At 74.4% G+C, this 25838-nt stretch carries 24 protein-coding genes and 5 pseudogenes; 11 read left to right on the top strand and 18 right to left on the bottom strand.

The genetic code is table 11. The features are described 5' to 3' along the window. Positions 1–551 precede the first annotated feature (551 nt). Entirely contained in the window at positions 552–1262 is a 711-nt protein-coding gene (locus U6N30_RS30520) for a hypothetical protein (RefSeq protein WP_324275225.1), read from the bottom strand. A gap of 726 nt (positions 1263–1988) precedes the next feature. Between U6N30_RS30520 and U6N30_RS30515 the strand changes: the two genes are divergently transcribed. Then, the gene (locus U6N30_RS30515) at positions 1989–2327 is read left to right on the top strand and encodes a nucleoside hydrolase (protein ID WP_324278549.1); all 339 of its coding nucleotides are present in this window, start codon (positions 1989–1991) and stop codon (positions 2325–2327) included. After that, entirely contained in the window at positions 2240–2929 is a 690-nt protein-coding gene (locus tag U6N30_RS30510) for a nucleoside hydrolase (RefSeq protein WP_324278548.1), read from the top strand. The genes U6N30_RS30515 and U6N30_RS30510 overlap by 88 nt, the downstream gene beginning before the upstream one ends. Here the strand turns inward: U6N30_RS30510 and U6N30_RS30505 are convergent. Continuing rightward, positions 2926–3606 (bottom strand): GAF and ANTAR domain-containing protein, encoded by a 681-nt coding sequence (locus tag U6N30_RS30505; RefSeq protein WP_324275224.1) that lies wholly within the window; start codon positions 3604–3606, stop codon positions 2926–2928. The genes U6N30_RS30510 and U6N30_RS30505 overlap by 4 nt on opposite strands. Before the next feature lie 135 nt (positions 3607–3741). On the opposite strand from U6N30_RS30505, the gene U6N30_RS30500 reads away from it, so the two are divergent. Then, positions 3742–5352 (top strand): ATP-binding protein, encoded by a 1611-nt coding sequence (locus tag U6N30_RS30500; RefSeq protein ID WP_324278547.1) that lies wholly within the window; start codon positions 3742–3744, stop codon positions 5350–5352. 77 nt (positions 5353–5429) lie between these two features. On the opposite strand, the pseudogene U6N30_RS35880 reads toward U6N30_RS30500, so the two are convergent. Both U6N30_RS35880 and U6N30_RS30495 read right to left on the bottom strand, forming a co-directional pair. Beyond that, positions 5430–5711 (bottom strand): annotated as a pseudogene (locus tag U6N30_RS35880) (P-loop NTPase family protein); the annotation flags it as partial. Positions 5712–6017: 306 nt separating this feature from the next. Next, a complete protein-coding gene (locus U6N30_RS30495; protein ID WP_324275223.1) occupies positions 6018–8411 on the bottom strand; it encodes a PilZ domain-containing protein in 2394 nt (797 codons plus the stop codon). Between the two features lie 239 nt (positions 8412–8650). On the opposite strand from U6N30_RS30495, the gene U6N30_RS30490 reads away from it, so the two are divergent. Beyond that, the gene (locus tag U6N30_RS30490) at positions 8651–9079 is read left to right on the top strand and encodes a YdeI/OmpD-associated family protein (RefSeq protein WP_324275222.1); all 429 of its coding nucleotides are present in this window, start codon (positions 8651–8653) and stop codon (positions 9077–9079) included. A 77-nt stretch (positions 9080–9156) separates the two neighbouring features. Here the strand turns inward: U6N30_RS30490 and U6N30_RS30485 are convergent, their stop codons facing one another. The 9 genes and pseudogenes from U6N30_RS30485 to U6N30_RS30445 all read right to left on the bottom strand — a co-directional run bounded on the left by U6N30_RS30485 (position 9157) and on the right by U6N30_RS30445 (position 15439). Beyond that, on the bottom strand, positions 9157–9891 hold the full coding sequence (locus U6N30_RS30485; protein ID WP_324275221.1) for an NYN domain-containing protein: 735 nt from the start codon (positions 9889–9891) through the stop codon (positions 9157–9159). A gap of 295 nt (positions 9892–10186) precedes the next feature. Further along, positions 10187–11388, bottom strand: a pseudogene (locus tag U6N30_RS30480) (putative bifunctional diguanylate cyclase/phosphodiesterase); the annotation flags it as partial. A 158-nt stretch (positions 11389–11546) separates the two neighbouring features. Further along, positions 11547–12083 (bottom strand): PAS domain-containing protein, encoded by a 537-nt coding sequence (locus U6N30_RS30475; RefSeq protein WP_324275220.1) that lies wholly within the window; start codon positions 12081–12083, stop codon positions 11547–11549. Between the two features lie 170 nt (positions 12084–12253). After that, positions 12254–12993 (bottom strand): annotated as a pseudogene (locus tag U6N30_RS30470) (acyl-CoA dehydrogenase family protein). Next, positions 12990–13259 (bottom strand): annotated as a pseudogene (locus U6N30_RS30465) (acyl-CoA dehydrogenase family protein); the annotation flags it as partial. The pseudogenes U6N30_RS30465 and U6N30_RS30470, both read right to left, overlap by 4 nt. Continuing rightward, positions 13250–13891 carry a hypothetical protein gene (locus U6N30_RS30460; RefSeq protein ID WP_324275219.1) on the bottom strand — a complete coding sequence of 214 codons (642 nt, stop codon included), beginning with the start codon at positions 13889–13891 and terminating at the stop codon, positions 13250–13252. The pseudogene U6N30_RS30465 and the gene U6N30_RS30460, both read right to left, overlap by 10 nt. Positions 13892–13943: 52 nt before the next feature. Further along, positions 13944–14312, bottom strand: a complete 369-nt coding sequence (locus U6N30_RS30455; protein ID WP_324275218.1) for a type II toxin-antitoxin system death-on-curing family toxin — start codon at positions 14310–14312, stop codon at positions 13944–13946. Next, positions 14300–14437, bottom strand: coding sequence for a hypothetical protein (locus U6N30_RS30450; protein WP_324275217.1), 138 nt, complete (start codon positions 14435–14437; stop codon positions 14300–14302). The genes U6N30_RS30455 and U6N30_RS30450 overlap by 13 nt, the downstream gene beginning before the upstream one ends. A 120-nt stretch (positions 14438–14557) precedes the next feature. After that, the gene (locus tag U6N30_RS30445) at positions 14558–15439 is read right to left on the bottom strand and encodes a hypothetical protein (RefSeq protein ID WP_324275216.1); all 882 of its coding nucleotides are present in this window, start codon (positions 15437–15439) and stop codon (positions 14558–14560) included. A gap of 737 nt (positions 15440–16176) precedes the next feature. Between U6N30_RS30445 and U6N30_RS30440 the strand changes: the two genes are divergently transcribed. The 3 genes from U6N30_RS30440 to U6N30_RS30430 all read left to right on the top strand — a co-directional run bounded on the left by U6N30_RS30440 (position 16177) and on the right by U6N30_RS30430 (position 18826). Beyond that, positions 16177–17637: a hypothetical protein gene (locus tag U6N30_RS30440; protein WP_324275215.1), complete on the top strand. Its 1461-nt coding sequence runs from the start codon at positions 16177–16179 to the stop codon at positions 17635–17637. A gap of 141 nt (positions 17638–17778) precedes the next feature. Continuing rightward, on the top strand, positions 17779–18624 hold the full coding sequence (locus U6N30_RS30435) for a class E sortase (RefSeq protein WP_324275214.1): 846 nt from the start codon (positions 17779–17781) through the stop codon (positions 18622–18624). A gap of 43 nt (positions 18625–18667) precedes the next feature. Further along, the gene (locus U6N30_RS30430) at positions 18668–18826 is read left to right on the top strand and encodes a hypothetical protein (RefSeq protein ID WP_324275213.1); all 159 of its coding nucleotides are present in this window, start codon (positions 18668–18670) and stop codon (positions 18824–18826) included. Positions 18827–18841: 15 nt separating this feature from the next. Here the strand turns inward: U6N30_RS30430 and U6N30_RS30425 are convergent. Further along, positions 18842–20124, bottom strand: a pseudogene (locus U6N30_RS30425) (competence/damage-inducible protein A). A gap of 133 nt (positions 20125–20257) precedes the next feature. Between U6N30_RS30425 and U6N30_RS30420 the strand changes: the two are divergent. Together U6N30_RS30420 and U6N30_RS30415 are read left to right on the top strand one after the other, a co-directional pair. Then, a complete protein-coding gene (locus U6N30_RS30420; RefSeq protein WP_324275212.1) occupies positions 20258–20653 on the top strand; it encodes a hypothetical protein in 396 nt (131 codons plus the stop codon). A gap of 110 nt (positions 20654–20763) precedes the next feature. After that, positions 20764–20982, top strand: coding sequence for a hypothetical protein (locus U6N30_RS30415; RefSeq protein ID WP_324275211.1), 219 nt, complete (start codon positions 20764–20766; stop codon positions 20980–20982). A gap of 10 nt (positions 20983–20992) precedes the next feature. On the opposite strand, the gene U6N30_RS30410 is transcribed toward U6N30_RS30415, so the two are convergent. From U6N30_RS30410 to U6N30_RS30395, 4 genes are all read right to left on the bottom strand, one after another. Continuing rightward, complete coding sequence (locus tag U6N30_RS30410; RefSeq protein ID WP_324275210.1) at positions 20993–21151, bottom strand: hypothetical protein; 159 nt, start codon at positions 21149–21151, stop codon at positions 20993–20995. Positions 21152–21313: 162 nt separating this feature from the next. Then, complete coding sequence (locus U6N30_RS30405; RefSeq protein ID WP_324278546.1) at positions 21314–22201, bottom strand: protein kinase domain-containing protein; 888 nt, start codon at positions 22199–22201, stop codon at positions 21314–21316. Further along, the gene (locus tag U6N30_RS30400; RefSeq protein WP_324275209.1) at positions 22201–22488 is read right to left on the bottom strand and encodes a protein kinase family protein; all 288 of its coding nucleotides are present in this window, start codon (positions 22486–22488) and stop codon (positions 22201–22203) included. Before U6N30_RS30400 ends, U6N30_RS30405 begins: the two co-directional genes overlap by 1 nt. A gap of 78 nt (positions 22489–22566) precedes the next feature. Continuing rightward, positions 22567–24174 carry a protein kinase domain-containing protein gene (locus U6N30_RS30395; protein ID WP_324275208.1) on the bottom strand — a complete coding sequence of 536 codons (1608 nt, stop codon included), beginning with the start codon at positions 24172–24174 and terminating at the stop codon, positions 22567–22569. Between the two features lie 342 nt (positions 24175–24516). Between U6N30_RS30395 and U6N30_RS30390 the strand changes: the two genes are divergently transcribed. Beyond that, the gene (locus tag U6N30_RS30390; protein WP_324275207.1) at positions 24517–25293 is read left to right on the top strand and encodes an enoyl-CoA hydratase-related protein; all 777 of its coding nucleotides are present in this window, start codon (positions 24517–24519) and stop codon (positions 25291–25293) included. Positions 25294–25402: 109 nt separating this feature from the next. Then, entirely contained in the window at positions 25403–25831 is a 429-nt protein-coding gene (locus tag U6N30_RS30385) for a hypothetical protein (protein ID WP_324275206.1), read from the top strand. Positions 25832–25838 lie beyond the last annotated feature (7 nt).

Raw genomic sequence — 25838 nt, 5'->3', positions numbered from 1 at the left:
CAGTCGGCGGTGGGTCGAGGCGAGAACCGTCGTGCGGAGAAGTCGATCGGCCACCGGAGTGCAGCGGTCGGCCGGGGCCGGCGACCCGCACACGTCTGCGCCTCCCTGGAGGGTCCGCGCGCTGCTCGGAGGCAGTCGGCGGTGGGTCGAGGCGAGAACCGTCGTGCGGAGAAGTCGGTCGGCGGCCGGAGGTGCACCGTCGGAGGCGAGCCAGGCAGCGGCCGGGGTCGGCCTGCTGAGTCGGTCGTGCTCGGGGACCGAGGGCGGCCGTCCCGACCACCCGGGGAAGGGGGCGGTCGGTGCCGGCGTGCTCGGGGTGGAGCGGAGGACGGCGTCCAGCGGCTGGCTGCCGTGGTCGCGTACTGCTGCGGATGCGGGCACCCGGTCCTTACGGGAACGAGCTCCAGGCGGAGCCCGGGGACCGGGAACGCCGCGCCGGCAGGGGCGAACCCCTGACCGGGCAGGAAACCGGGTCTCCCCGCGCGCGGGTCAGGCCGGTCGACGCCGGTGATCCGCGTGAGTGGGACGGCCAGCCGGTGGCCCGGGAGCGTTCAGGCGGTCCGCACGGTCTTACGCCGGGGACGGCCACTGCTCCGCGGGGACCGGCGGAGTTCCTCGCGGGCCGGCCGACGACGCCGGATCGCGGGGAAGCAGCGCCGCAGCGGGGAAGGCGCCGCGGGCTGGATCAGGGGGTGCTGGGCATCTCGCGCAGCACCACGGGGGATCGACGTTCTGCCGCGTCGGCCGGGCGGGCCCGCCCCAGGCGAGGTGCTCGCCCGCGGGACCGGCGCCCCAGAGGGCCGCGCGGCGGACGAGGGCGCGCAGCCGCCCGGGGCGGCGGGCGGCCGGTGCCGCAGCGTGCGCGGCCACCCGCCACGCGAGGTGTTCGCCGCGGGGACCGGCCCCCACATCGCGGCGCGCCGGAACACGTCGGACAGCCGGGTGACCGGCATCCGCTCGGGCTCGGGCAGCACGAGCACCCGGGGCAGCGGGCGGCGGGCCATCGGCGCCGGCTGCACGGAGCGCAGCGGCACGGTGCGCACCGCACCCGCGCGCGCACCGGAGGACCGGTGTGCCGATGCCCGGCGCACCTGGGGGCGGCGGACCGGTCCGGCCGCCTCGGCGCGGTCGAGGACGTCGATCAGGCCGGCGAGGCCGTGTGCCTGACCGTGTGGCCGACCGTGCCCCTGCCCGTGACGCTGCGGCCGGGCGGATGAGGAGCCGGCGGGCATGCGGGCCGCGGTTGCGCTCTCGCTGCTCATGTCGCCTCCTCCACGTCGTGTCCGCAGCCAGGGGAAGGTGCTGCGGACAAGGAGAAACCTAGGGACCACCGAGCCGTTTCCCCGCCATTCCCGACACCCGCTCGAGTGCGCGTGACCTAACCGTTGCGCAGCATTTCCGTACCGGTCGATGACCCTTTTCTCGCGGCAGGAACTTGTCGACAAGAGGCGCTTTCTGAGCGTGGAATTGCGCGACCGGGGAGCCGGTCACTCCGGGGGACGAGCGCCGCGCCCGCGTGTCGGAGGCATCCCCGTAGTGGCGTCCTCTGATTGCCCGGCCGGTGTCTCCGTCGCCTCCGGCGTCCTCGCCGCCGCGCTGCTGGCCGACTACTCCTTCGTCGGCTCCGAGACGTCGGCGAACATGGCCGAGGCGGTGCGCGACGTGCGCCGGGTCCACCCCGGGCGCTGTCGGCGCGCTGCCGGTCGCCGGGGCCGGCTACGTGCTGGTGGGCCTGGCCGTGTCGGTCGTCGGCGAACCGGCCGAGCTGGCCGAGTCGTCGGGGCTGCTCCTGGTGTTCCTCAGCACCAACACCGCGGTCCTCGTGCTCCGCCGCGACCGGGTGGAAGCCGACCACTTCCGTGCCCCGGTGATCCCCCGGTGCTGGCCATCGCATCGTGCGGACTGCGGCTCTGGCAGCAGGAGGGCCGGTCCTGGCTGTTCGCGGGCATCCTGCTCGCGGTCGGCTGCGGCGCTGGCAGGATCCCACGGTGCCCATCCCCTTGGTGATCGACACCGATCCCGGCATCGACGACGCCCTCGCGATCCTGCTGGCCCTGGCCAGCCCGGAGGTCGACCTGCGACTGGTGACCACGGTGCACGGCAACGTCGAGCTGGCGCAGACCACCGAGAACGCGCTGCGCGTCCTGCATCTGGCCGGCCGCTCGGACGTCCCGGTGGCCGCCGGGGCGGCCGGGTCCCTGGTGCACCCGCAGCCCGAGCGGGCCGGCCACGTGCACGGATCGGCCGGCCTGGGCGGGGTGGAGCTGCCCCCTCCCCGGCGTCGGTCGACCCGCGGCCCGCCGTCGTCGCGCTGGCAGAGCTGCTGACGTCCTCGCCGGGACCGGTCACCGTCGCCGCCGTCGGGCCGCTGACCAACCTCGCGCTGCTGCTGCGCGTCTTCCCGGATGCCGCCGCACGGATCGGCCGGCTGGTGATCATGGGCGGCTCCGCTGCGCGCGGTGGCAACGTGACCTCGGCCGCCGAGTTCAACGTGTGGGCCGACGCCGAGGCCGCCCAGGCCGTCCTCACGTCCACCCTGCCCACCGTGCTGGTCGGCCTCGACGTCACCCTGCCCACGGTGCTCGACGAGGACGGCATCGCCCGGTTCGCCGCCGCCGGCCCGATCGGCGCGCAGGCCGCCGCGATCCTGCGGCAGTACCTCGACCACGCACGGACCGCCTACGGGACGACCGGCGTGGTGGTGCACGACGCCCTCGCCGTCACCGAGGCGATCCACCCGGGCACCCTGGGCACGGTGCGCCGCGACGTGGTCGTCGACACCGGGCTCGGGTTCGGCCGGGGGCAGACGCTGGTCGACCGGCGCACGGTGTCGGCGGCGCCCACCGCGGTCGACGTCGCCGAACGGGTGGACAGCGCCGCCGCGGTGGAGTTCCTCGTGTCCCGGCTGGCCGCGCTGGACGGCCGCTAGCGCTGCTGGGTGCCGTCGACGATGCCCTGGGCGATGTCGCGCAGCTTGCGGTTGTAACGCTGAGAGGCCTCGCGGAGGATCTCGAACGCCTGCTCGGCGTCCACGTGCCGCTGGGCCATCAGCACACCCTTGGCCTGCTCGATGACCGCACGGGAATCCATCGCGATGCGCATGTTGCGGGCCTGCTCACCCAGTTGCCAGTGCGCGTCGGCGTTGGCGACCACCACGGCCACGACCTCGGCGACCTCCAGCCCCGCCGCGAGACTCTCCGGGGTCGCGAACGCGGCCGGCTTCGTCGAGTAGTTGTTCAGCGCGCCGATGGAGCTGCCCTGGTACGGGAGCGGCACGGACAGCGAGCTGAGCACACCCGTCGAGGCCTGCACGTTCGCGACGTAGTCGGGCCAGCGGGTCTCGGTCCGCATGTCGTCGATGCGCAGCAGGACGCCACCGCGACCGGCGTCCATGCACGGTCCGTAGCCCTTCTCGTACTGGAGCTCGTCGGCCGCGAGGGCCATCTCGCCGTTGTAGGCGGCCGTGAAGCCCTTGTCGTTGCGCAGCAACGTGATCGAGGTGGCCTCCGCCCCCGGGATGCCCGTCGCGGCGATGCGGGTCACGTCGGCGAGGACCTCGTCGAGAGTCCGGTTCGCGAGCACCACCCGGCTCAGCTCGCGCAGCATCGTCTCCACGGGCCACAGTGTGCCTGGTAGGAGGTCGATCTCCGCCCCCGGTGCGCGCTGGATCACCATCGGTCAGGATGGACCCGGCCAGGCAAGGCCCAGGTGCGTCCTGGGCCCGTGACGCGAGGGGAGGCGATGGCCGGGGACATGGCCGACGAGCCGACCCATGACGCCGCGCCGGCCTCCTGGCCCTGCGCTCCGGTGCCGTCGGTCCCGGGCGACGTCTGGCACTGGCAGCTCGAGGCGATGCACGTCGTCTCCCGCGTCCGCAGCGACCTCCGGGCCCGCATCGCGCACCCGTCGGTCTCCTCCGCCTCCACCGAGGACGCGCGGGACGGGCTGCTGCTCGTCTTCGAGGAGCTCGCCTCCAACGCCCTCCGCCACGGCGGGGGCGACGTGCGTGCCCTCGTGGTGGCCGGTCCCGGTGGCTGGCTGCTGGACCTCAGCGACGAGGCGCCGGACAGCCCTCCCGTTCCCGCCGTCGACCGTGACCCGGCGCTGGGTGGGATGGGCCTGCACCTGGTCGCGCAGCTGTCCACGGCGTTCGGCTGGGAGAAGCGGCCCGGCCGCAAGCACGTGTGGGCCCGCCTGCCCTCGGGCCGCGAGGAGGCGCTCGAGCGCCGGCGCAGCCAGCTGCCCGAGCCGCGCTCCCCGAGATCCGCCGGGACTAAGGCCGGCGGGCGGTCTCGACCGCCGCCCGGAAGCGGGCCGCGTCCTCGCGGACCGCCGTCATCGGCGCCATCAGTTCCTCCTCCGCCACGGCGTCGATCGCGGTCCGCAGCCTGCGCTCGGCGGCCCGGGCGCGGCGCCGCGCCCGCAGCCGCACCACCGGCCGGGACAGCAGTGCCAGCAGGAGTCCGGCCAGCAACCCCCGCCCGCGAGCAGCGTCGGCAGGGGCAGCCCTCGACCCGCGGCAGCGGCACCACGTCGTCGAGCTGGACGAACCCGAGGACCACCAGCGCCAGCAACCAGAGCACGCCCGCGAGGGCCACGAGCGCGAGCACCCACTGCAGGCCGCCCACCGCGCGCTGCCACAGCGGCACCCGGTCGGGTCCGAGGTCGGTGCCGCCCACCGCTCGGTCCAGCCGGTCGGCCAGGTCGGCCTCGGACACCTCCACCGTCCGTCGGAGGTCGTCCCGCCATGCCTGCGGCAGCCCCTCCCCACGACGTCCCGGGCCCGCCGGACCGCCGTCGCCACACCGGCCAACTCCACGGGACCGGCCGGGGCCAGGGACGTCCGGGCCCGTTCGTCGCCCAGGTGCAGCCGGTCGAGCGGATCCGGGCGCAGCTTCCGGACCCAGCGCACGAGCGGCCAGCCGGTCCGCGCGACACCGGCACGCACCGTGGAGCGCTCGACCGCGGTGGTCACCGCGGGGACGCCCGCGGCGTCGGCGAGCGCATCGCCGAGATCGCCGACCAGGTCCGCGCGTTCCCGGCGCCCCAGCGCCGCGGAGTCGCTCCCGGCATGCGCACCGAGGGCGGCAGCCACGCCGCGCACGTCGGCCGCCAGCCGGTCGGTGGCCGCCCGGCGCGCGGCCACCCGGGAGGCCAGCTCCCCGCGGAGCTCGGCCACCCCGCCCCCGTCCGGCCGGAGGCGGCCAGCACAGGGACGGTGCCGAGCCCTCACGGTCGAGCAGGGAGCGCAGGTCGGCCAGGCACTCACTCGCCGCGGCGGCGTCCAGCCGGTCGATCTGGTTGAGGACGACCAGCAGCACTCCCGCGTGCCCGGCCAGCGGGGCCAGGTAGCGGTCGTGGACGGCGGCGTCGGCGTACTTCTCCGGGTCCAGGACCCACACGAGGACGTCGACCAGCCCGACGAGGCGGTCGACCTCCAGCCGGTGCTCGAGCCGGACGCTGTCGTGGTCGGGCAGGTCGAGCAGGACCAGGCCGTCGAGCGACGGCTCGGGCGCGTGCCGGTGCCGGCGGGGGACCTCGAGCCAGTCGAGCAGGCGATCGGCCTCCCCGACCCGCCCGTCCTCGCCCCAGGTCGTGGCGTGCGCGACGCCGGTGGTGGGCCGCCGGACCCCGGGTGTGCTGACCTCGCCGCCCGACAGCGCGTTGAACAGGGTCGACTTGCCGCTGCCCGTCGCCCCGGCGAGCGCCACCACCGTCGCGTCGCCGAGCGCCGCGCGGGCCCCGGCCTTGGCCAGCAGCGCCCGCGCCTGGGCCACCTCGGGGACCTCGAGCCGGCCGTCGGCCACCTCGACCGCCTCGCGCAGCGCCGCCAGCCGGTCGGTTAGCGGCAGTTCCCGACGACTCACGAGCCCTCCTCGCTGGCGCTCGTCGGCCGCGTTCGCGGGGCTGCTGTGCCCATGCGTGAGCTCGCAAGCTCGCTCACGAGCCCTCCTCGCTGGCGCTCGTCGGCCGCGTTCGCGGGGCTGCTGTGCCCATGCGTGAGCTCGCACGCTCGCTCACGAGGCGCTCCGGCGGGCGGCGGCGAGCTCCGCCACGGTCGCCCGGAGGGCTGCGGCGGTTCCCGGTGCGGGCGCGGCCTCGGCCACCCGGTCGTCGAAGCGGGCCTGCTCGTAGCGCAGCAGGCCGTCCACCCGGCGCTGCAGGTCCTCCCGCGCCCGGTTCGCCAGCGACCGGACGGCGGCATCGCCGAACACCGCCTCGAGCACGCGCTGGCCGACGACCGTCGTCCCGCCGGCCACCGCGACCTCGCCGCCCAGCAAGCCGCCGGTCTGCGCGAAGACGGCGATCATGACGATCCCACCCGCCCCGTTGATGCCCCACGACAGGAGTCGCGCCCGGGTCCGCTTGTCCCCGCCCTCGTCGCGGACGAGGTCCAGCACCGTGCCCTGCCAGTCCCGGACCTGTGCGGCCGCGGCCTCCGGGAAGTCCGGCGACACCTGCTCGAGCTCCCGCTCGTCGTCGCCCAGGAGCTGCGCGCCGGCCGGCAGTCCACGCCAGGTGGACACGGTCCGCTCCGCCGCGCGATCGGCCTCCGCGCGGAGCAGCCGCTCGACACTGCTCTCCAGAGCCTCCTGCAATCCGTCGGCCGGGGTGGGACGCCCGGTGAGGCCGCTGACCACCCGGTCGCGCAGCCGGCTGACCTGCCCCTGGAGGGCGCGCATCCACTCCCCGGTGCCCACGAACTCCTGCCACCGGGCGAGCACCTCGCCGCGCAGCAGCGTGCCGCTGCGCACGCCCTCGTCGATACCGTCGTAGGCAGCGGTGTAGGCGGCCGCCGCGGCGGCGCGGAGCGCCTCGCCGGCCGCCACCTGCTCGTCGACAGCGGCGGCGATGCCGTCGACCCGCTGCACGAGGCTGTCGAGCGCGCCGGTCAGGGTCTGGCGGACGACGGCGGCGCGGGCCTCCTGGTCGGCGGCGAGCTCGTGCAACCAGGCGCGCAGCGGCGCCACCTGGTCCTCCGGGACCCGGCCGTCCACCAGCGGGCGCTCCTCCACCACGAAGAGGCGGGCGCCGGTCAGGCCGGCCCGCTGCAGCATCCCGGCCAGGTCGGCGGCCACCTCGGCCGCCGCCTCGGGCGGTACCCGGTCGAGGACGACGGCGAGCGCGGTGCCGCGCTCCTGCGCCGTCCGCAGCAGGTCCCAGGGCACCGCGTCGGCGTAGCGGGCCGCGGTGGTGACGAAGACCCAGAGGTCGGCCGCCGCGAGGAGCTGACCGGCCAGCTCTCGATTGGACTCCACCACCGAGTCGACGTCCGGGGCGTCGAGCAGCGCCAGCCCAGCGGGGACGTCGTCGCGGACGACGAGCTGCACGGTGCCCGGCCCACCGGCGCCGCCGGTCACGCGCGCCAGTCCGGGCAGGACGCGGTCGCCGTCGAACGCGGCCACGTCGGCCCGCGCGCAGACCAGGACCGGCGCCCGCGTGGTGGGCCGGAGCACTCCGGCGGTGGTCACCGGAGCGCCGATCAGGCTGTTGACCAGCGTGGACTTCCCGGCACCGGTGGAGCCGCCGACGACGGTCAGCAACGGCGCGTCGAGGTCACCGAGCCGGGGGAGCAGGTAGTCGTCGATCTGGTCGCGCACGGCTCGGGAGGCACGCGCGGCGGCGTCGTGGGCCGGTGTGGCGAGCCCGAGGGCGCCGCGGCCAACTGGTCCCGCAGCGCGGCCAGGGCGTCGGGCAGCCGGAGCGGAGGGGCGGTCACGGAGAGGATCTGCCCCGCACGGGGCCCGGCTACCCCGCAGACCGGGCGGCGAGTCGTCGGCCTTCCTGGCCCGCTCCTCGCGGAGCGCCTGGAAGACCCGTTTGCGGACCCGGTCCTGGTCCCGCTCCTGGATGTCGAGGAACCGGATCGACATGACCCACCGGGCGCCGCGGGCCTGGGTGCGGACGACCTCCGCCTTGGTCTTCGTGACGCCGTCCTCGAGGGTGATGGTCAGGTCGAGCTTGGCACCGGCCTCCGGCGGGGCACCGAGTCCTTCGAACTCCGCCCGCAGCCCGGCCTCGCTCAGGTCGATCGACGTGCCGGTGAGCTCGAGCGCCCCGTAGCCGGCCACGACCGGCACGTTCACCCGCCCGCGGACGGCCTTGCGACGCTGGCTGATCTCGGCCGGTCCGGTGGCGCGCATCCGCCATCGGACGACGGCCCCGGTCTCCACGTCGGTGATCTCCGCGGGCAGGGCGCGCTGCGCGTCCTCCGTCTTCCAGAAGACCTCGACGACGTCGCCGACCGTGACGACCACCTGCTCGACGAACTCGCCGACCGAGGGGCGCACCGAGATGAACTCGTTCTGGACGACCTCGACCCGCGAGCTGACCGACACTCCTCGGCCGGAGAGCGTGATCTCGGCCTCCGTCTGCTCTTCCGGGTGGTCAATCCCAGGAACGCTCGTCATGGGTCCTCTCCGATCGGTACTGCAGGGGCGCCGGGCCGGTTCGCCCGCTCGCCACACCGCGGGGGACGGTAGCCCGCGTGTTCCGCGGCTACCACGCCGCCCGGCATCGACGCGCCGCAGGACGCAACCATCCCACCTCACGGTGCCGCGCCTGGCGAAACCCTGCACGCCACGCAGGTGGAGGTGGCCTGCGCCGCGGCCGCCGGGCAGACTGCCGTCCCGTGCGATTCCGGACGACAGTGGAACTGGGCGGGAAGACCGCCACCGGCCTGGAGGTCCCGACGGAGGTGGTGGACGCCCTCGGCGCCGGGAAGAAGCCGCCGGTCGTGGTGACCCTGAGCGGGCACAGCTACCGCAGCACCGTCGCCGTCATGGGTGGCCGGTACCTGCTGCCGTTGAGCGCGGAGAACCGTGCCGCCGCCGGCGTCGCCGCAGGCGAGGACGTCGAGGTCGGCGTCGAACTGGACACCGAGCCGCGCGAGGTGACCGTCCCCGAGGACCTGGCGGCCGCCCTCGCCCGCGAGGAGGCCGCCCGGGAGGCGTTCGAGCAGCTGTCCTACAGCAACCGCCGGCGCCACGTCATGGCGATCGAGGACGCGAAGACGCCCGAGACCCGGCAGCGGAGGATCACCAGGGCAGTGGAGACCCTGCGCGAGGGACGCCGCTAGGGCAGGACGACGAGATCGTGGTCCTGAGTGGTCCCAGCGGGGGCGCGGGCGGACCTGCCCGTCGGGGGTGCCCCCGGTCAGCGGTCCCGGCGGGCGGTGAAGCTGCTGACGAAGTCCCGGAGGCTCCGCGTCGGCCGCAGCCAGGCGCCGTCCGGCGGCAGAGCATCGAGACGGACCCGGTCCAGCGGCTCGACGAAGGCCCCCGGGACGTCCTCGATGTCGATGAACTCCAGGAGCTCGGAACTGATGGCGTAGCCGGCGACCTCGCTGAAGGCGACCACGACCACCTGGGTGCCCTCGCGGACCAGCCGCTCCAGGGGCTCGGCGAAGTTCCGGCCGTCGCCGGAGAACACGACCAGCCGCCGCAGCCGGTGGCTGTGCGCCCGCACCGCGATGTGGTCGAGCATGTCCTGGTCGATGTCGTCGTCGGGCTGCGACTTCGGCCGTGCGAAGACCGAGTACCCGAAGCCGCGCAGTGCTTCCACCCAGCGCTGCAGCGTCCCCGGCTGCGGCGGGATGTTGGCGAACACGCAGGCCTCGACGTCGGCAGCGCCCGGCGCGGTCGCGTCGCCGGCGCCTTCGACGAACCAGGCCGCGATGGCGTCGAAGCGGGGCCGCGAGGCCGCGGTCGGCCGGGCGCCGATCACCGTCGACAGCGTCATGTCGATGTTGGGGGCGTCCCAGATCAAGAGGTCCAGAGCCGGCTGCGGACGTTCCTCGGCCACCGCTGCGGCGGGCCGTGTCGCGGGCCCGTCGGACAGGGGCTCCTCGTCGGTCAGGGTCGCGAGTTCGGCGTCGAGACTGTCGGGCACGCGTGCAGTCTGCCGCGCCGACCGCCCACCCGTGCGCGCCGGGACGGCGGCGGGCACCTCGGGCGGCACCTCCGGCGGCCGAGGTGGTCCGCCCGGAGCGGTCGCCCGGCGGTTGGCGCGGCGGCCGATCACCCGATCTGCGGGACCGCGGATCCCGCGACCGCGAGTGCGCACAGGTCTCCGCCGGCCGCCTGGACGGACCGCACGAAGCGGGGATCTCCTCGGCCGGCATGGCTTGACCCAGCAGCCAGCCCTGGGCGAGGTCGCAGCCTGCCTCCCGCACCATCCGCAGGTGCTCGGGCGTCTCGACGCCCTCCGCGACCGACTTGATGCCGAGGGTGCGGGTCAGCTCCACGATGGCCGCGAGGACCGCTCCGGTCTCACCCGCCACGGCCCGCTCGGCCGCGTTCAGCAGGGACCGGTCGATCTTGAGCGTGCCGATCGGCAGGGAGAACAGCTGGGCGAGGGACGACCAGCCGGTCCCGAAGTCGTCGATCGCCACCCGCACCCCGAAGCTCCGCAGCACGGTGAGCTGGTCCTCGGCGCGGGTCGGGTCCTCGGCGATGCTGGTCTCGGTCAGCTCCAGGACCAGCTGGTCCGGTGGCAGCCCGAGTCCCGCAGGGCCACCCGGACGTCCCTGACCAGCGTCTCGGCGGAGAAGTGCCGGGCGCTCACGTTGACCGACATGCGCAGCGGAAGCCCCTGCGCCGCCCACTCGGCCGCCTTGCGGGTCGTCTCCCGGAGGAGCCAGCGGGTGATCGGGATGACCTGACCGGTCTCCTCGGCGACGGACAGGAAGGAGTCGGGCGGGAGCAGGCCGCGTTCGGGGTGCTGCCAGCGGACCAGCGCCTCCACGCCGTCCACCTCGCCGGTGTCCAGCCGGACGACCGGCTGGTAGTGGACGACGAGCTGGTCGATCGCGTCCCCGCGCAGTCGGGTGGCGACCTCCAACCGCCAGCGGGCCGCCTCGCGGAGACCCGGGGAGAACAGGTGGACCCGGTCGCGTCCGGAGCTCTTCGCCGCGAACATCGCGGCGTCGGCGTCGCTGAGCAGCTGGTGCGGGTCGCGCACGTCGGAGCGGGACACCGCCACGCCGATGCTCGCCGACAACGGCACCGAGATGCCCGACGCCGTGAAGGGCGCCGTGAACGTGGTCTGCAGTCGGAAGGCCAGGGCCGCGGCCTCCGCCTGGTCGCACTCCCGGGCGAGGACGACGAACTGGTCCGCGCCGAGCCGGCCCACGGCGTCGCCGGGTCGCACCTGATCCGCCAGCCGGCCGCCCACCTCGCGCAGCAGCCGATCGCCGAGCTGGTGACCGAGCGAGTCGTTGACGGTCTTGAACCCGTCGAGGTCCAGGACGAGCAGCGCGGTGCCCGGGGCGTCCGGGGAACCCAGCGCCAGGGCGTCGGCGATCATGTCCAGCAGGGTCGCCCTGTTGGGCAGGCCGGTCAGCTCGTCGTGACCCGCCCGCCAGGCGAGGGCCTGCTCGCCCCGCACCCGCTCGGTGACATCGGTGTGCGTCACCACGATCCGCCGCGATTCCTGGACGCGCACCGCCTGCAGCCGGAACCAGCTGGCGGACGGACCGAGCTGGGCGGAGTACTCGTACTCGAAGGATCCCGGCGAACTCTCCGGCGCCTCGGACTGGAGGCGGGTCACCGCGGCGACGATGGCCGCGTGGTCCGCCGGCCGCAGCCCCTGCCGATCGCGTCGAGGTAGCTGTCGCGGACCACCCCTGGCCGGATGCCGGTGCTGCGGAGGAGCTCCCCGTCGGCGTCCCAGGCCCGGTTGGTGATCAGGATGCGGCCGTCCTCGTCGACCAGCACCGTGGCCGAGGGCAGGGCCGCGAGGACGGCGGTCAGCTGGCGCAGCTCCGTGTCGCGCTGCTGCTCGGTCCGGTACCGGGCGTCGACGTCGCGGAAGAAGACCGCGACGCCCTCCGGGTCGGGGAACGCCCGGACCTCGTACCAGCGTTCCTGCGGCTCGTAGTAGTACTCGAACTGACGGGGTCGCCCGTCCGCGAGGACCTCCCGGACGCGCTCCTGGGCGACCGATCCCTTGATCATCGGGAAGTGGTCGACCAGGACCTGCCCGAGCAGCTCGTCGGCGCGGCGTCGCATGAGCGCCTCCGCTGCGGCGTTCAGGTACGTGAACCGCCCCTGCGCGTCCAGGCGGTAGACCGCGTCGGGCACGCCGGCCAGCACGTCGGGGCGCCCGGGTCGGGCCCCGTCGTCGCCTGGATGCACGCTGCCCCGCCTCGCCCGTTCGTCGTCCGCATCAGGCGGAAATTTCGGTACGGACCCCTCCGGCAGTGCCGTCGTCCCCCGTGAATGACATCGAGAGTAGTTGCTCGGACCGGCGATCAGATAGCCGTGACGGCAGCCCGTTCGACGATCGCGCCGGCCGCTGCGCCGGACGGGAGCATCCCGAGCGCAGCCCCGCCACGTTCCTGCAGGCGAGAGGCGCAGAAGGCGTCTGCGACCGCCGTCGGCGCATGCCGGAGGAGCAACGAGCCCTGCAGGCACAGCGCCAGCAGGCCGGCGATCCGCCGCGCCCGGAACGGCAGCTGGTCCCGATCCCCGAGCTCGGCGTGCAAGCGTTTCACCGCCTCGTCGAACCGCTCGTCCACTCCCCGGGCCAGCTCGATCTCCGCGCTCACCGCGGCCAGCGTGTCCGATGACCGCCCCATGGCGCGCAGCACGTCGAGCGCGATCACGTTGCCCGAGCCCTCCCAGATGGAATTCAGCGGCGCCTGACGGTAGAGCCGCGGCAGACCCGATTCCTCCACGTACCCGTTGCCGCCGAGCGCCTCCATCGCCTCGGCCACGACCCCGGGCGTCCGCTTGCACACCCAGAACTTCGCCGCGGCGCCGGCCAGCCGCAGGAACGCCGACTCCCCGCGTCGACGGCGGCGGCCAGCCGGATGGCCAGGGCGGTCGCCGCCTCGCTCTCCACGGCCAGGTCCGCCAGCACGTTCTGCATCAGCGGCTGGTCGACCAGCAGGGCGCCGAAGGCCCGCCGGTGGCGGGCGTGGTGGATCGACTGGGTGAGCGCGGCCCGCACTGTGGCGGCCGAACCCAGCACGCAGTCGAGGCGGGTCATGTTGACCATCTCGATGATCGCCGGCACCCCCGGCCGGGCTCACCCACCAGCCAGCCCGTCGTCCCGTCGAACTCCACCTCGCTGGAGGCGTTGGACCGGTCGCCGAGCTTGTCCTTGAGACGTTGCACGTGGAACACGTTCCGGCTGCCGTCCGGCAGGATCCGCGGGACGACGAAGCAGGAGACGCCTTCCTCGAGCTGCGCGAGCACCAGGAACAGGTCGCTCATCGGGGCCGAGGTGAACCACTTGTGGCCGGTCAACCGGTAGGCGCCGTCGGCCTGGGGGACGGCGCGGGTGGTGTTGGCCCGGACGTCCGAGCCCCCTGCTTCTCCGTCATCCCCATGCCCGCGATCAGCCCCCGCTTGCCCGACGGCTCGACCAGGCCGAACTGGTAGGCGGTAGCGGTGAGCCCCGGCTCGAAGCGGGCCGCGAGCTCAGGTGTGCGGCGCAACGCCGGGACGGCGGCGTAGGTCATGGTGATCGGGCAGCCGTGCCCCATCTCGTTCTGGGTCCAGCCGAAGTAGCCGACGGCGCGGCGGACGTGCGCGTGGTGGGCCGGGGCGGTGGGGTGCGCGGACTGCTGGGCCCATGGTGCGCCGGCCAGGCCGTTCTCGACCGATGTGCGCATCAGCTCGTGCCAGTAGGGGTGGAACTCGACCTCGTCCACGCGGTGGCCGTAGCGGTCGTGGGTCCTGAGCCTCGGCGGGTTCTCGTTGGCGGCCCGGCCCCACTCCTGGGCCTGCTCGCTGCCGGCCAGTCGACCGAGGTCGGCGAGCGAGTCCAGCGTCGCTGCGTCCGCGTGGCGCACGCACGCCTCGGCCAGCGCCGTGTCGCCGGCGATCGGGTCGTGCCCGACCAGCGGCGGAACCTGGTTGGTCACCTCGTGCGTGTGCCCCATGATCGACACCGTACGGGGCGGCGTGGGCCGGCGGGGACGCGTCGGCGGGGCGTCAGGCAGGGGCGCCGAGCCGGTCGGCGATCGACTCGACCGACTCCACCCGACCGGTCAGCACGTCGGTGACGAGAGCGACGGCCTGCTCCTCGGTGAGGCTCGAGGGCCGTTCGTTGCGGGCGAGGTACACCGCGGTCGCGAGCCAGGCGAACGGCCGGTTGCCGCGCACCAATGGGGCCGTCGTGGCGAGCGAGTGCAGCAACGCCGCGGCGCGCTCCTCCACACCGGCGTAGACATCACGGCCGAGCGCGCGGGCCTCCACGCGGGCGAGCGCGGCGCTGAGCAGTCCGAGGTCCCGGACGCGCACGTCCGCCCCCGCGGCCCGCCGGGCGACCGCGAGGAGGTCCTCGAGACTCAGTCCTGCCATCGGCTCAGATCCGCGACGGCACCGGCGTACCGATCGGACTCCGCGTCGATCAGCACCCCGATCGGCACCTCGGGCTCGTGCGCCCGGATGTAGGACTCCACGGCACGGCGGGCGACGTCCTGCATCGAGGCGCCCTCAGCCCGCGCACGACGCCGTAACGCTTCGGTCTGCGCTTCGTTGAGCCGAAGTGTCATCGCCATGCCGGGTCGCCCCCGAACGTCGTAACGGTTCGTCCACGAGTGGTATCAGCGTGATACCACGAACGATAACGGCTCGATTTCGGTGACTCTCCGCAATCCCCCGATCAGGTGTAGCGCTGTGACACGCCGCATAGCGAATCGGTGGCGCGAGACCCGGTAGCCCAGCGGACGGACTCGTCCATAACGTCCGCCGCATGACCGGGACCACCGCGACCAGGAACGGCCTCGTGCCGTCTCCTGCCCGCTGGTCCTGGCTCCGTCGCATGACGGCCGCGTGTTTCCTGGGAGCCTGCGCCTACGCCTGCATCGCGGTATCGACCGACATCGCCGCCGCCGCCGAAGAACCGGTGGCCTCGGCGGCGCACGCCGAATCAGCGCCTGATCAGGGCACATCGTCCGCATCGAGCGCCACGGGCGATTCCGGGGCCGCGACGACGACTCCCCGGCGACGACCACGAGCCCGCCGCCCACGGAGGCGGAACCCGCGCCGACCACGACCACGACGACGTCCGCGAACGCCGCCGAGGCCCAGGCGACGGCCCAGCCGGTGGCCGCTGAGAGCACCAGCCAGTCGACGACCACGAGCACCACCACCACGAGGTCGACCAGCACCACCACGTCGTCCGGCACGACGTCCACGACCTCGACCACCAGCACGTCGACGACCAGCGGTTCCGCGACATCGCAGACGGTGACGACCACGTCGACGACGGACAAGGCGGACGTCGCCACGACCACCACGACCACCACGACGACCGACGGCACGACCACCGACGGCACGACCACCGACGGCACGACCACCGACGGCACGACCACCGACGGCACGACCGCCGACGGCACGACGACGGACTGCGCCGCCTCCGGCGCCCGGTCCGGCACCGGCACGACCGCGAGCGACGTCAGCTCCGCGCCGGCCGGTCCCTGCACCCCCGACGACCACGGAGCCCACGCCGCCCGTCGCCCCGACGACCGCCACCGGCGTCGTCTGCGCGACTGCTCCCGCCACCACCGCGACCGTCGCGGCGGCGCCGGCCACTCCCGCAGCCACGACCGCCTCGCAGCCCTCGGACTCCCCGGAGCCGGTCGCGAAGCGGGCCCTGGCTCCGGCCACTCCGGCCCTGCCCGCAGCGCCATCCGACCTGCTGGCCCAGCAGGTGATCACCCTCGCCGGCGAGGCGCCTGAGCACGCCCCGGTCGCGCCGCAGGTTCCCGTTCCCGCGCCGACCGCGCCGACCGCGCCGGCCACCTCCGCCGGTGGCGCCGGCTGCGGCAGCCAGAGCGCCGGCCAGGGCTCCGCGAAGGCGGGCTCCGCATCTGCGGCCGCCGTCCTGGGCTCGCCCTTCGAGATCTCCCTCGCAGTGAACGACGCGACGCCCACGGCGTCGGCAGCGGGGTCGCTCGCCACCGCGGCGAACGACCCTCCGACCGACCGGACTGACGCCGCCGCTTCCGCGGCCTGCATCGGTCCCCAGGTGTGCCACGGGGGCACATCACCGACCAAGTGCAGTCGCCCCGCTCGTTCCACCACCCATTCACCCAGCGCGTCATTTCCTACCCAACGGTGGCGCGCACACCCACGAAGGACACGCAAAGATGAATCGGAATCTGCGCAACGGCCTGGCCGTCGCCGGTATGGCCGGGGAATCCTCTTCCTCGGCCAGGCGGTGGCCAGCGCCGACGAGGGCAGCAACAACGCCTCGGCCGGTGACGGCGCCGGCACCGTCGCCACCGCCTCCAACACCTCCGACTCCAACGCCACGGGCGGGGACGGCGGCGAGGACGGCAACGGGGGCGACGCCGACAGCAACGTCGACCAGGACAGCTCGGCCAGCAACGACGTCGACAACGACGCCACGACCGGCGACATCAATGCCGGCGGTGGCACCTCCGCCGTCATCATCGTGGCCGGCAACGGCAACGAGGTCGAGGCAGGCAGCGAGGAGGGCGACGTCGACGCCTCGCAGGACGTCCACAACGAGGTGAACGTCGCCTCCACGGCCGGCGGCGCCCACGTCAGCGGCAGCAACAACGCCGCGGCCGGCAACGGCGCCAGCAACCACGCCGACGCCTCCAACACCTCCGACTCCAACGCCACGGGCGGGGACGGCGGCGAGGACGGCAACGGCGGCGACGCCGACAGCGACGTCGACCAGGACAGCTCGGCCAGCAACGACGTCGACAACGACGCCGAGACCGGCGACATCAACGCCGGCGGCGGCACCTCCGCCGTCGTCGTCGTGGCCGGCAACGGCAACGAGGTCGAGGCCGGCAGCGAGGAGGGCGACGTCGACGCCTCGCAGGACGTCCACAACGAGGTCAACGTCGCATCCAAGGCCGGCGGTGCCCACGTCTCGGGCAGCAACAACGCCGCGGCCGGCAACGGCGCCAGCAACCACGCCGACGCCTCCAACACCTCCGACTCCAACGCCACGGGCGGGGACGGCGGCGAGGACGGCAACGGCGGCGACGCCGACAGCGACGTCGACCAGGACAGCTCGGCCAGGAACGACGTCGAGAACGACGCCGAGACCGGCGACATCAACGCCGGCGGCGGCACGTCCGTCGTCGAGGTGATCGTCGGCAACGGCAACACCCTCGAGTGCTACTCCGAGGAGGGTGACGTCAACTGCGACCAGACCATCACCAACATCGTCAACGTCATCTCGCTGGCCGAGGGCGCCGAGCTCACCTGCTCGAACAACGCCTCCGCCGGCAACGCCGCCATGTGGGTCTGCACCGTCAAGGACCACGGCAACGGCACTGACAACGGCACTGACAACGGCAACGGCAACGGCAACGGCAACGGCAACGGCAACGGCAACGGCAACGGTCACCAGCCGGGTCACCAGCCCGGTGCCCAGCCCGGTGCCCAGCCCGCCGGTCACCACCACCACCACGACGACTGCCCCGAGCACAAGTCGGCAGCCGCTCCCGTGCACCACATGAAGAAGGCGGCCCCGGCCTACCACCGGACCGCGATGAACACCCACGCACAGCCCAAGGGCCAGCTGGCCTACACCGGTGCTGAGACCACCGCCCCGCTCGCCCTGGGTCTGATCGCCCTCGGCTTCGGTGGCGCCCTCACCTTCGCCGGACGTCGTCGCAGCACCACCGCGGCGGCCTGATCCACCGGCCCGCCGCCCAGAGCACCAAGGGCGGCGGGCCGGGCTCCACAACCAGGACGTCGCCTGCCGGGAAGCAGTCCCCGGCAGGCGGCGTCCGTCCCGCACCTCAGCCGTACCGCCCTCCGGCAGACAGGATCCGTGGTGAGCAGCGCAGTCGACCTCGAGGCCCCGCCACGCGAGACCGGGCCGGACGCCGAGCCCCGTCGCCGAGGCGACTGGCTCCGAGCCCTCGTCCGTGGCGTGGGGCAGACCCTGATCACCTTCGGCCTCGTGGCGCTGCTGTTCGTGGTCTACGAGCTCTACGTGACCGACATCCTCGCCGCGCAGGAGCAGGACCAGCTCTCCCAGCAGATCCAGGAGCAGTGGGCGGATCTGCCTCCTGCGGACGCACCCACCGTCACCCCACCCGAAGGCGCCCCCGCCCCCGGGCCGGCACCCGCTCCCGCGCCCGCGCCCGCGCCCGAGTCGATCGACGCCGGTCTGGGCGACCCCTTCGCCGTGCTCCACATCCCGCGCCTGGGCGAGGACTACGAGCGGGTCGTCGTCGAGGGCACAGCCCAGGTGCAGCTTGCCCAGGGGCCCGGCCACTACCTCGACACGGCCATGCCGGGCCAGGACGGCAACTTCGCGGTCGCCGGCCACCGCATCGGCCGCGGCTCACCATTCCTCGACCTGGACCGGATGCAGCCCGGCGACGCCATCGTCGTCGAGACGGCGAGCAACTGGTACGTCTACCGCGTGCTCGGCGACCCGGCCACCGGCGACTTCGGCACGGACCCGAGCGGCGTTCCCGGCCGCCAGATCGTCCACCCGTCCCAGATCGACGTCATCGCGCCGACGCCGGGCGGGGGCGATCCCTCGGGCGCCTATCTCACGCTGACGACCTGCCACCCGAAGTACTCCGCCGCCCAGCGGCTCGTCATCCACGCGCGGCTGGACGGCTCCCCGTCAGCAAGGCCTCGGCCCCCGACGGGCCACCCGCCCTGAACGGCTGACCTCCCTACCGATCGATCCGACTCGGAGCTCCCGCATGTACAGCTGGATCTGGCGACACCTCCCGGGCAACGCCGCGGCCAAGGTGCTCGCAGCGTCGGTCATGGCGCTCGCGGTCGCCGCCCTGCTGCTGTTCGTCGTCTTCCCGGAGGTCGAGCCGCTCCTGCCGTTCACGAACGTCACCGTCGCCGAGTGATCCCGGCCGGTCGGATCAGGCGGCCGGGCCACCGAGCAGCGACCAGCGCAGCAGGTGCATCGCCATCGTGACGGACCGTTCCCGGACGGCGGACCGCGTGCCCGGGAGCCGCAACGCTCGCGTCTGCCTCCCGTCGGGGCCGGCGACGCAGACGTGCACGGTGCCCACGGGCTTGTCCGCCGTGCCCCCGCCGGGACCGGCCACCCCGGTGATCCCCACGCCGACGTCGGCGCCGAACCGCGATCGGGCCCCTCCGCGAGCGCCACGGCGACCTCCGGGCTGACGGCGCCGTGCTCGGCCAGCATCTCGGCCGGGACGCCGAGCAGCTGCTGCTTCGCCGAGTTGGCGTACGCGGTGACGCCGCCCAGCACCCAGGCCGACGACCCGGGACGCTCGGTCAGCCGGCCGGCCAGCAGTCCGCCGGTGCACGACTCCGCCGTCGCGACCGTCCATCCCCGATCGAGGAAACCCCGTGCGACGAGCTCGTCGAGGGTCGGACCGGTCGAGAAGAGGGTGGTCGCGTAGTCGTCGGCGAGCACGGCCGAGAGCCGCTCGTAGGCCGCCTGCGCCGACGCCGGGAACCGGGTGACGATCTCCAGCTCGCCGTCCCTGAGGCACGTGGTGATCTCCAGTCCGGCGAGCTCCTGCTCGTGCGCCCGCAGCGTGGCTGCCAGCTGCGCCTCGAGCGTCCCCCACAGGCGGACGGTCTCCTGTCGCAGTTCCTGCGCGCCGGCCAGCGCCGCACTCGTCGCCGGGGCGGCCACCGCGGCCGGCCACATCCCCTGCAGCTCCGACGGTGGCCCCGGGAGCACCACGACCGTCGGTCCGTCGCGGCCCTCTCCCGGCGGCACCACAAGCCCCGGCGCGGTGCCGATCGGTTCCAGCACGGTGGCCCCGGCAGGCACCCGGGCCTGCTTGCGGACCCCGGCTGCCGTCGCGGCGGGAGCGGAGTGCCAGCCACGCCGGGCGGCCAGCCGTTCGACGATCGCGGCGATCCGCCGCTCCAGCTCGGCATCCACCGACGACGACCGTCCCTGGACGTCGCCCACCACCTCGGCGGTGAGGTCGTCCGCCGTCGGACCCAGCCCGCCGGTGGTGATCACCAGCGTCGCGCCCGTCCCGGCGAGGAAGGACAGGGCGGCCCGGAGGTCCTCCGGGCGGTCACCGACGACCACGATGTGGCCCACGTCGACGCCCAGCAGCCGCAGCTGCTCCGCCAGCCAGGGGCCGTTGCGATCCGCGACGCGACCGGTCAGGACCTCGGTCCCGGTGACGACGATGCCTGCGCGCGCGCTCACGCCGACGACCCTAGGGGCGACACCCACCGGGGCGCCTCGCCGGGCCGCCCCCGGCGCGCGGATAGCGTGCGGGGCGGCGCGGTCCGATCAGCGGGCCACCGGAGTTCCTGACGCAGGACGCAGAGGAGGAGCCGTGAGTTCACCCGATCCCCAGCTGCCCGTGGAGCCGGAGGCCGGCAAGCCGCCCCGCACGCAGGAGATCCCCGTGGCGCAGTCCTCCACCGGGGCGACGGCCGCCCCGAACCTGCCCCCGCATCCCGGCGCCACCACGCCGGCGCCCGTGCAGCCGGTCGACACCCCTGCTCCCACCGGCCCGGTCGACTTCGTCCCCGGGCTGCCCGGCGCAGGCACGCCACCGCCGCCCCCACCGTCCCGGCCCGTGCCGGAACCCGCGCCGGTGGCCGCGGAGGGAGCAGCCGCCCCCAGCTGGCCCGAGACCCTCGAGTCCGAGGGCGTCCCGGAGAAGAGCCCCGGAAGTTCCGGGTCAGGGTCCCGGGGGACCGCGCGACCGTCGTCGGCCTCGCCCTGACCCTGCTGTCGGTCGTCCTGCTCGAACTCGGGCTGATCATCCGGTGGGACGACGTCGAGTCCTCCTGGGACAGGATTCCGCTCTGGTCGGCGTTCGCGACAGCGTGCGCGTTGCTCGCAGCGGCGGCGTTCGTCGCCGTCGCCGTCGCGGCCGACCGGGTGCGCTCCGGCACGGCCTGGAAGGTGGCTGCCGCAGGCCTGGTGGGCCTCGCGGCCTTCTGGCTGCTGGTCGTCCTGCCCGTCGTCGCCACCGACCGCGGCTTCGTGCTCACCGCCGCGCTCGCCGCCCTCGGCGGGGCGCTGTGGGTGGGGCCGGCTCGGAAGGACTGACCGTCCCGGCTCAGCCGTTCCGGCCGTTGCCGTTGCCGTTGCCGTTGCCGTTGCCACCGCGGTTGCCATTGCCGTTGCCGTTGCCACCGGCGTTCCCGTTGCCGTTGGCGTTGCCGTTGGCGTTGCCGTTGCCATTGCCGTTCCCCGGCCCGCCTCCCGGCTCGACCACGCCCCCGCCGGGGCTCCCGGCCCCTGGCCCAGCAACCTCCGACAGGGGCGGGGACCCGGCGCCGCCGGGGGCGCGGCCGGGACGTCGGGGACGACGGCGGCAGGTGGCGCCACCGCGTAGGAGACGACCACGGTCTGCCCTCGCGGACCGCGCCGGCCGGAGTCACGCCGGTGACAATCCCGGGGCCCTGCGCCGCCGTCTCCTCGGCGACCCGCTCGACGGAGAGGCCCAGCGCGCCGAGCTCGGCCTCGACCTCCCCACTGGCCGGCCGACGTAGTCGTCGGCGACCAGCACCACCGGTGAGGATCCGGCCTCCTCCGTGACCGGTGGTGGCGAGTTGCCGAGGAACTGGGTACCGGCGAGGGCGACTCCGGCCCCCACGAGCACCGCGGCGAGCGGCGCGAGGAGCCGCCTCGTCCGACGCCGGCCGGGCACGGATGCGGGCGACAGGGCGGCGAACTGCCGCGTGCCCCCGTCGCGCGGTGGCGGGGTGAGCATGCGGCCGGCCAGCACGTCGGTGACGGCCGCCCAGAACGCCGCTCCGTCCGGGAAACGGGCGTCGGGATCCTTGAGCAGCGCGCGACCGATCAGGTGGCGGACGTTCTCCGGGACGTCGCCCGGCAGCTCGTCCGGCACGTCCCGCAGCTGCTTGAGCGCAATCTGCACGGAATTCTCGCCGTCGAACGCGCGCCGGCCGGCCAGGCACTCGTAGCCGATGAGGCCCAGTGCGTAGACGTCGCTGGCTGGTCCCGCCTTGCCGCCGGCCGCCTGCTCGGGCGAGAGGTAGTGGGCGGTGCCGACAACCTGCCCGGTCTGGGTGAGCGGCACGCTGGACGCCGACCAGGCGATCCCGAAGTCGGTGATCTTCACCGTGCCGTCGTCCCCGACCAGGATGTTGCCCGGTTTCACGTCCCGGTGCACCACCCCGGCGGCGTGCGCGGCGGCCAGCCCGGCCGCGGTCTGCTGCAACAGGTCCAGGGTCGGGCCGAGCGGCAGGCGCCGCTCGCGGGCCAGCACGTCGCTGAGCGCCTCGCCCCCGACCAGCTCCATCACGAGGTAGGCGAGGTGTTCGGGCGCGCCGTCCCCGCGGGGACCTCGCCGTAGTCGTGCAGCGCGGCGATGTTCCGGTGCGCCAGGACGGCGGTGTGCCGTGCTTCCGCCTGGAACCGGGCCAGGAAGGTCGGGTTGCCGGTGTACTCGCTGCGCAGCACCTTCACCGCGACCGGACGGTCCAGGAGGGTGTCCCGGCCGCGCCAGACCTGGCCCATCCCGCCGGTCGCCAGCAGGGAGACGAGGTCGTAGCGACCGCCGAGGGCGCGCCCGCCCGGTTCCACCATCCCGTCCCCTGTCACCGATCAGCCCGACCTCCCAGCCTGGCACCCCATGGGCCCCGGCACCTCTCGGAGGCCCTTCTGTCACTCGGGCGGGGGCGTCACCGCACTGGAGGACGTGGACGTGGTGGCCGTCGGTGAGGGCTGCTCGCTGACGGTGCTCCGGGTGGTGGTCGGCGATGCGGACGTCGAGGACGTCGTGGGCGTTCCGGCGAGGGTGGGAGCCGGGGCAGAGGTTCGCGCGGTCGTCCGCGGCGCCGGCTCGGGTTCCGGTTCCGGTTCCGGTTCCGGCACCGGGGCCGGGGCCGGGGCCGGGGCCTCCTCCTGCACCGCCGGTGACCCGCCGCCCGCGGCGCCGGTGACCGCCGGCCGGTCGGTCGCGCCGTCGCTCGAGGCGTCCCCCGTCGCGTACGTGACGACGACGGTGTCGCCGGGCGAGAGCGGCCTCCCGGCCGGCTCGACGCCGGTGACCTGATCGGGGATGACGTCGTCCCGGGGCTCGGCGCGGGGCTGGACGTCCAGCCCCAGCCGGGTCAGCTGCCGCACGACCTCGTCGACGGGCCGGCCGATGTACTGGTCGGCGTCCAGCACGATGGACCCGCTGTCGCGCTGCTCGGCCGCCTCGGCGGGGTGCCGTCGGTGTCGTCGGCGAGGGCCATCAGCAGGGCGACCGCGATGCCCGCACCGGCGAGCAGGCCCAGCAGCGGGAGCAGCACCATGGCCGCCCGGCTCCTGCGGCGCCCGGCCGGAGGGCGGGTGACCGATGCCGTCTGGAGCGTCTCGGGACCGGAGGGCCGCGGGGAGGGACACCGTCGAGGGGACCGCCACCGTGGCCGGGGCCGCGGGCAGCGGACGTCCGGCCAGCACGTCGTCGATGGCCGCCACGAAGGCGGCGCCGTCCGGGAAACGGGTGTCGGCGTCCTTGGCGAGCGCCCGGCCGATGAGCTCGCGCACCTCGGCCGGCAGGTCCTCGGGCAGGGGCTCGGGATCCTGCTGGACCTGCTTGAGGGCGATGGTGACGGCGTTGTCGCCGGAGAACGCCGGCTGCCCGGTGAGGCACTCGTAGCCGATGAGCCCGAGGGCGTAGACGTCGCTGGCCGGTGTCGCCGGGCGGCCCTCCGCCTGCTCGGGCGAGAGGTACTGCGGTGTGCCGATGACCTGACCGGTCCGGGTGAGGGCGACGCTGCGTGCCGACCAGGCGATGCCGAAGTCGGTGATCTTCACCCCGCCGTCCGGGCGCACGAGGATGTTCCCGGGCTTGACGTCGCGGTGCACCATCCCGGCGCCGTGGGCCTCGCCGAGGCCGAAGGCGGTCTGGCGGAGCAGCGCGAGCGTCGTCTCCGTGCCGAGCGCCCCTTCGCGGGCGACGAGCGCGGACAGCGGCTCGCCCTCGACCAGCTCCATCACGAGGTAGGCGAGGGTCTCACCCGTACCGTCCTGCGCGGTCTCCTCGCCGTAGTCGAAGACGGCGGCGATGTTGGGGTGGCTCAGGGAGGCCGCGTGCTGGGCCTCGGCCCGGAACCGGGCGACGAAGGTGGGGTCGCCGGTGTACTCGCTGCGGAGGACCTTGACCGCCACCGGGCGGTCGAGCGCGAGGTCGTGGCCGTGCCAGACCTGCCCCATCCCGCCCGCGGCGATGAGCTGGTGCAGGTCATACCGGTCGCCCAGGCACCGACGTCCTGGTTCGACCACGGAGGTCACTCCTTCACCCTGTCCGGCCTGCTGCGGTAGGCCGCCACGATGCCGCCCGATGGGCCGGCTCCCGCCTACCCCTCGGGACTATCTGTCCATTTCGAGTCCCGGTTACACATGCAGGACGACGCAGGAGCCGGTGTCGCTCGGCACACCTGTGCGCTCCTGCTCGCACGCGGGCCGGTTCGGGGTGCGCGCTGCGGTGGGTGCACTGACGGGCACGCACCTGCTCGGGACCCGGTTCCACGTGGAACGCACGGCCGGTCCGGCCCTCCGCGTCCATGGATGGGCATGGCAGGGTTGGCTCTGCTCGAACGACCGACACGAGGAGGCGGGACGACGATGTCCGACACCGTGACCAGGGCCGACGACGGCGGCGTGGCCGTCCTGACGATGCTGCGCCCCGGCCTCTCCTCCGCGCTGCGCACCGACCTGCTGGCCGCCGTGCACGAGGTGGCCGCGGACGAGTCGGTGCGCGCGGTGCTGCTGACCGGTTCCGGCCGGGCGTTCTGCGTGGGCCAGGACCTCGCCGAGCACATCGAGGCGCTGCGCGGGAACGCCGCGACGTCCCTCTCGGTCGTGGAGGACGAGTACAACCCGCTGATCCTGGCCCTGTCCGCGCTGCGCGTCCCGGTCGTCGTCGGTATCAACGGCGCGTGCGCCGGGGCGGGGCTCGGGATCGCCCTCGCCGGTGACCTGCGGGTGGCCGCGGTGGGAGCGAAGTTCACGACCGCGTTCACCGGGGTGGGGCTCTCCAGCGACTCGGCGCTGGCATCGCGGCTGGTGCACTGCGTCGGGGGATCACGCGCGGCCCAGCTGCTCCTGACCCCCGACCCGTTCGCGGCCGAGACGGCCGAGCAGTGGGGTCTGGTGCACCGCGTGGTCCCGGCGGAGGACGTGCTCCCCGAGGCGCGGGCGCTGGCCGCGCGGCTGGCCGCCGGGCCGACGGCGGCCTACCGGGCGGTGAAGACGGTGCTGGCGACGGCGGCCACCGACTCGCTGGAGGAGACCCTGGCGCTGGAGGCCCGGCTGCAGACGCAGCTGGGGCAGACGGCGGACCACCGCGAGGCGGTCGAGGCCTTCCTGGAGAAGCGGGCGCCACGGTTCGTCGGCAACTGACTACGGCCGGGCGGTCACCACCTCCTGAACCGGCCCGTTCGTTCGTCCCGTGACAAGGCGTCGACCGTGTTGCAGGCTGCTCACGACGAGCGCCCTTCGAGGAGGTTGTGTGTCCCACCCTCTCAGCGAGCCGGCAGAGAGCGCCCCAGCCGGCGGGTCCGGTGATCGGCCCCCTCCCGCCGCCGCCCCGGCCGGGTTTCAGCCCGGCACCGCCGCCACCGGACACCCCGACCGGGGGCGACGGCCCGGCTTCCTGCGCGCCTCGGCATGGCTGTGGGTGGGCAGCTCCGCAGCAGGCGCGCTCGGTCTCGCTGCCGCGTTCGTCAACTACGACGCGGTCCGGGGCCGCGTGACCGACGCCGCGCTGGCGGCTGACCCGGCGCTCGATGCAGGCGTCCTCGACACCGGGGTCACGGCGACCCTCAGCGCCATCCTGGGAGGCACCGGTGTGCTGATCGTCGTGGCCGTCCTGTCCCTGGTGCTGGTGCTGCGGCGCACCCCGGCATGCGCTGGGTTCTCACGGTCACGGGCGTGCTGACGCTGTT

Source organism: Blastococcus brunescens (assembly GCF_035320885.1).
GTDB classification, from domain to species: Bacteria; Actinomycetota; Actinomycetes; order Mycobacteriales; family Geodermatophilaceae; genus Blastococcus_B; species Blastococcus_B brunescens.
Note: the sequence above shows the minus strand (reverse complement) of the source record. Positions and strands in the feature narration are given on the sequence as shown.

Coding starts and splice junctions, on each gene's coding strand:
- U6N30_RS30520 (WP_324275225.1), bottom strand. CDS start 1,262: ATGAGCAGCGAGAGCGCAACCGCGGCCCGCATGCCCGCCGGCTCCTCA.
- U6N30_RS30455 (WP_324275218.1), bottom strand. CDS start 14,312: ATGGCAGGACTGAGTCTCGAGGACCTCCTCGCGGTCGCCCGGCGGGCC.
- U6N30_RS30450 (WP_324275217.1), bottom strand. CDS start 14,437: ATGCAGGACGTCGCCCGCCGTGCCGTGGAGTCCTACATCCGGGCGCAC.
- U6N30_RS30400 (WP_324275209.1), bottom strand. CDS start 22,488: ATGGTGGAACCGGGCGGGCGCGCCCTCGGCGGTCGCTACGACCTCGTC.
- U6N30_RS30460 (WP_324275219.1), bottom strand. CDS start 13,891: ATGGGGCACACGCACGAGGTGACCAACCAGGTTCCGCCGCTGGTCGGG.
- U6N30_RS30405 (WP_324278546.1), bottom strand. CDS start 22,201: ATGGAGCTGGTCGGGGGCGAGGCGCTCAGCGACGTGCTGGCCCGCGAG.
- U6N30_RS30390 (WP_324275207.1), top strand. CDS start 24,517: ATGTCCGACACCGTGACCAGGGCCGACGACGGCGGCGTGGCCGTCCTG.
- U6N30_RS30495 (WP_324275223.1), bottom strand. CDS start 8,411: ATGACGAGCGTTCCTGGGATTGACCACCCGGAAGAGCAGACGGAGGCC.
- U6N30_RS30430 (WP_324275213.1), top strand. CDS start 18,668: ATGTACAGCTGGATCTGGCGACACCTCCCGGGCAACGCCGCGGCCAAG.
- U6N30_RS30505 (WP_324275224.1), bottom strand. CDS start 3,606: ATGCTGCGCGAGCTGAGCCGGGTGGTGCTCGCGAACCGGACTCTCGAC.
- U6N30_RS30500 (WP_324278547.1), top strand. CDS start 3,742: ATGGCCGGGGACATGGCCGACGAGCCGACCCATGACGCCGCGCCGGCC.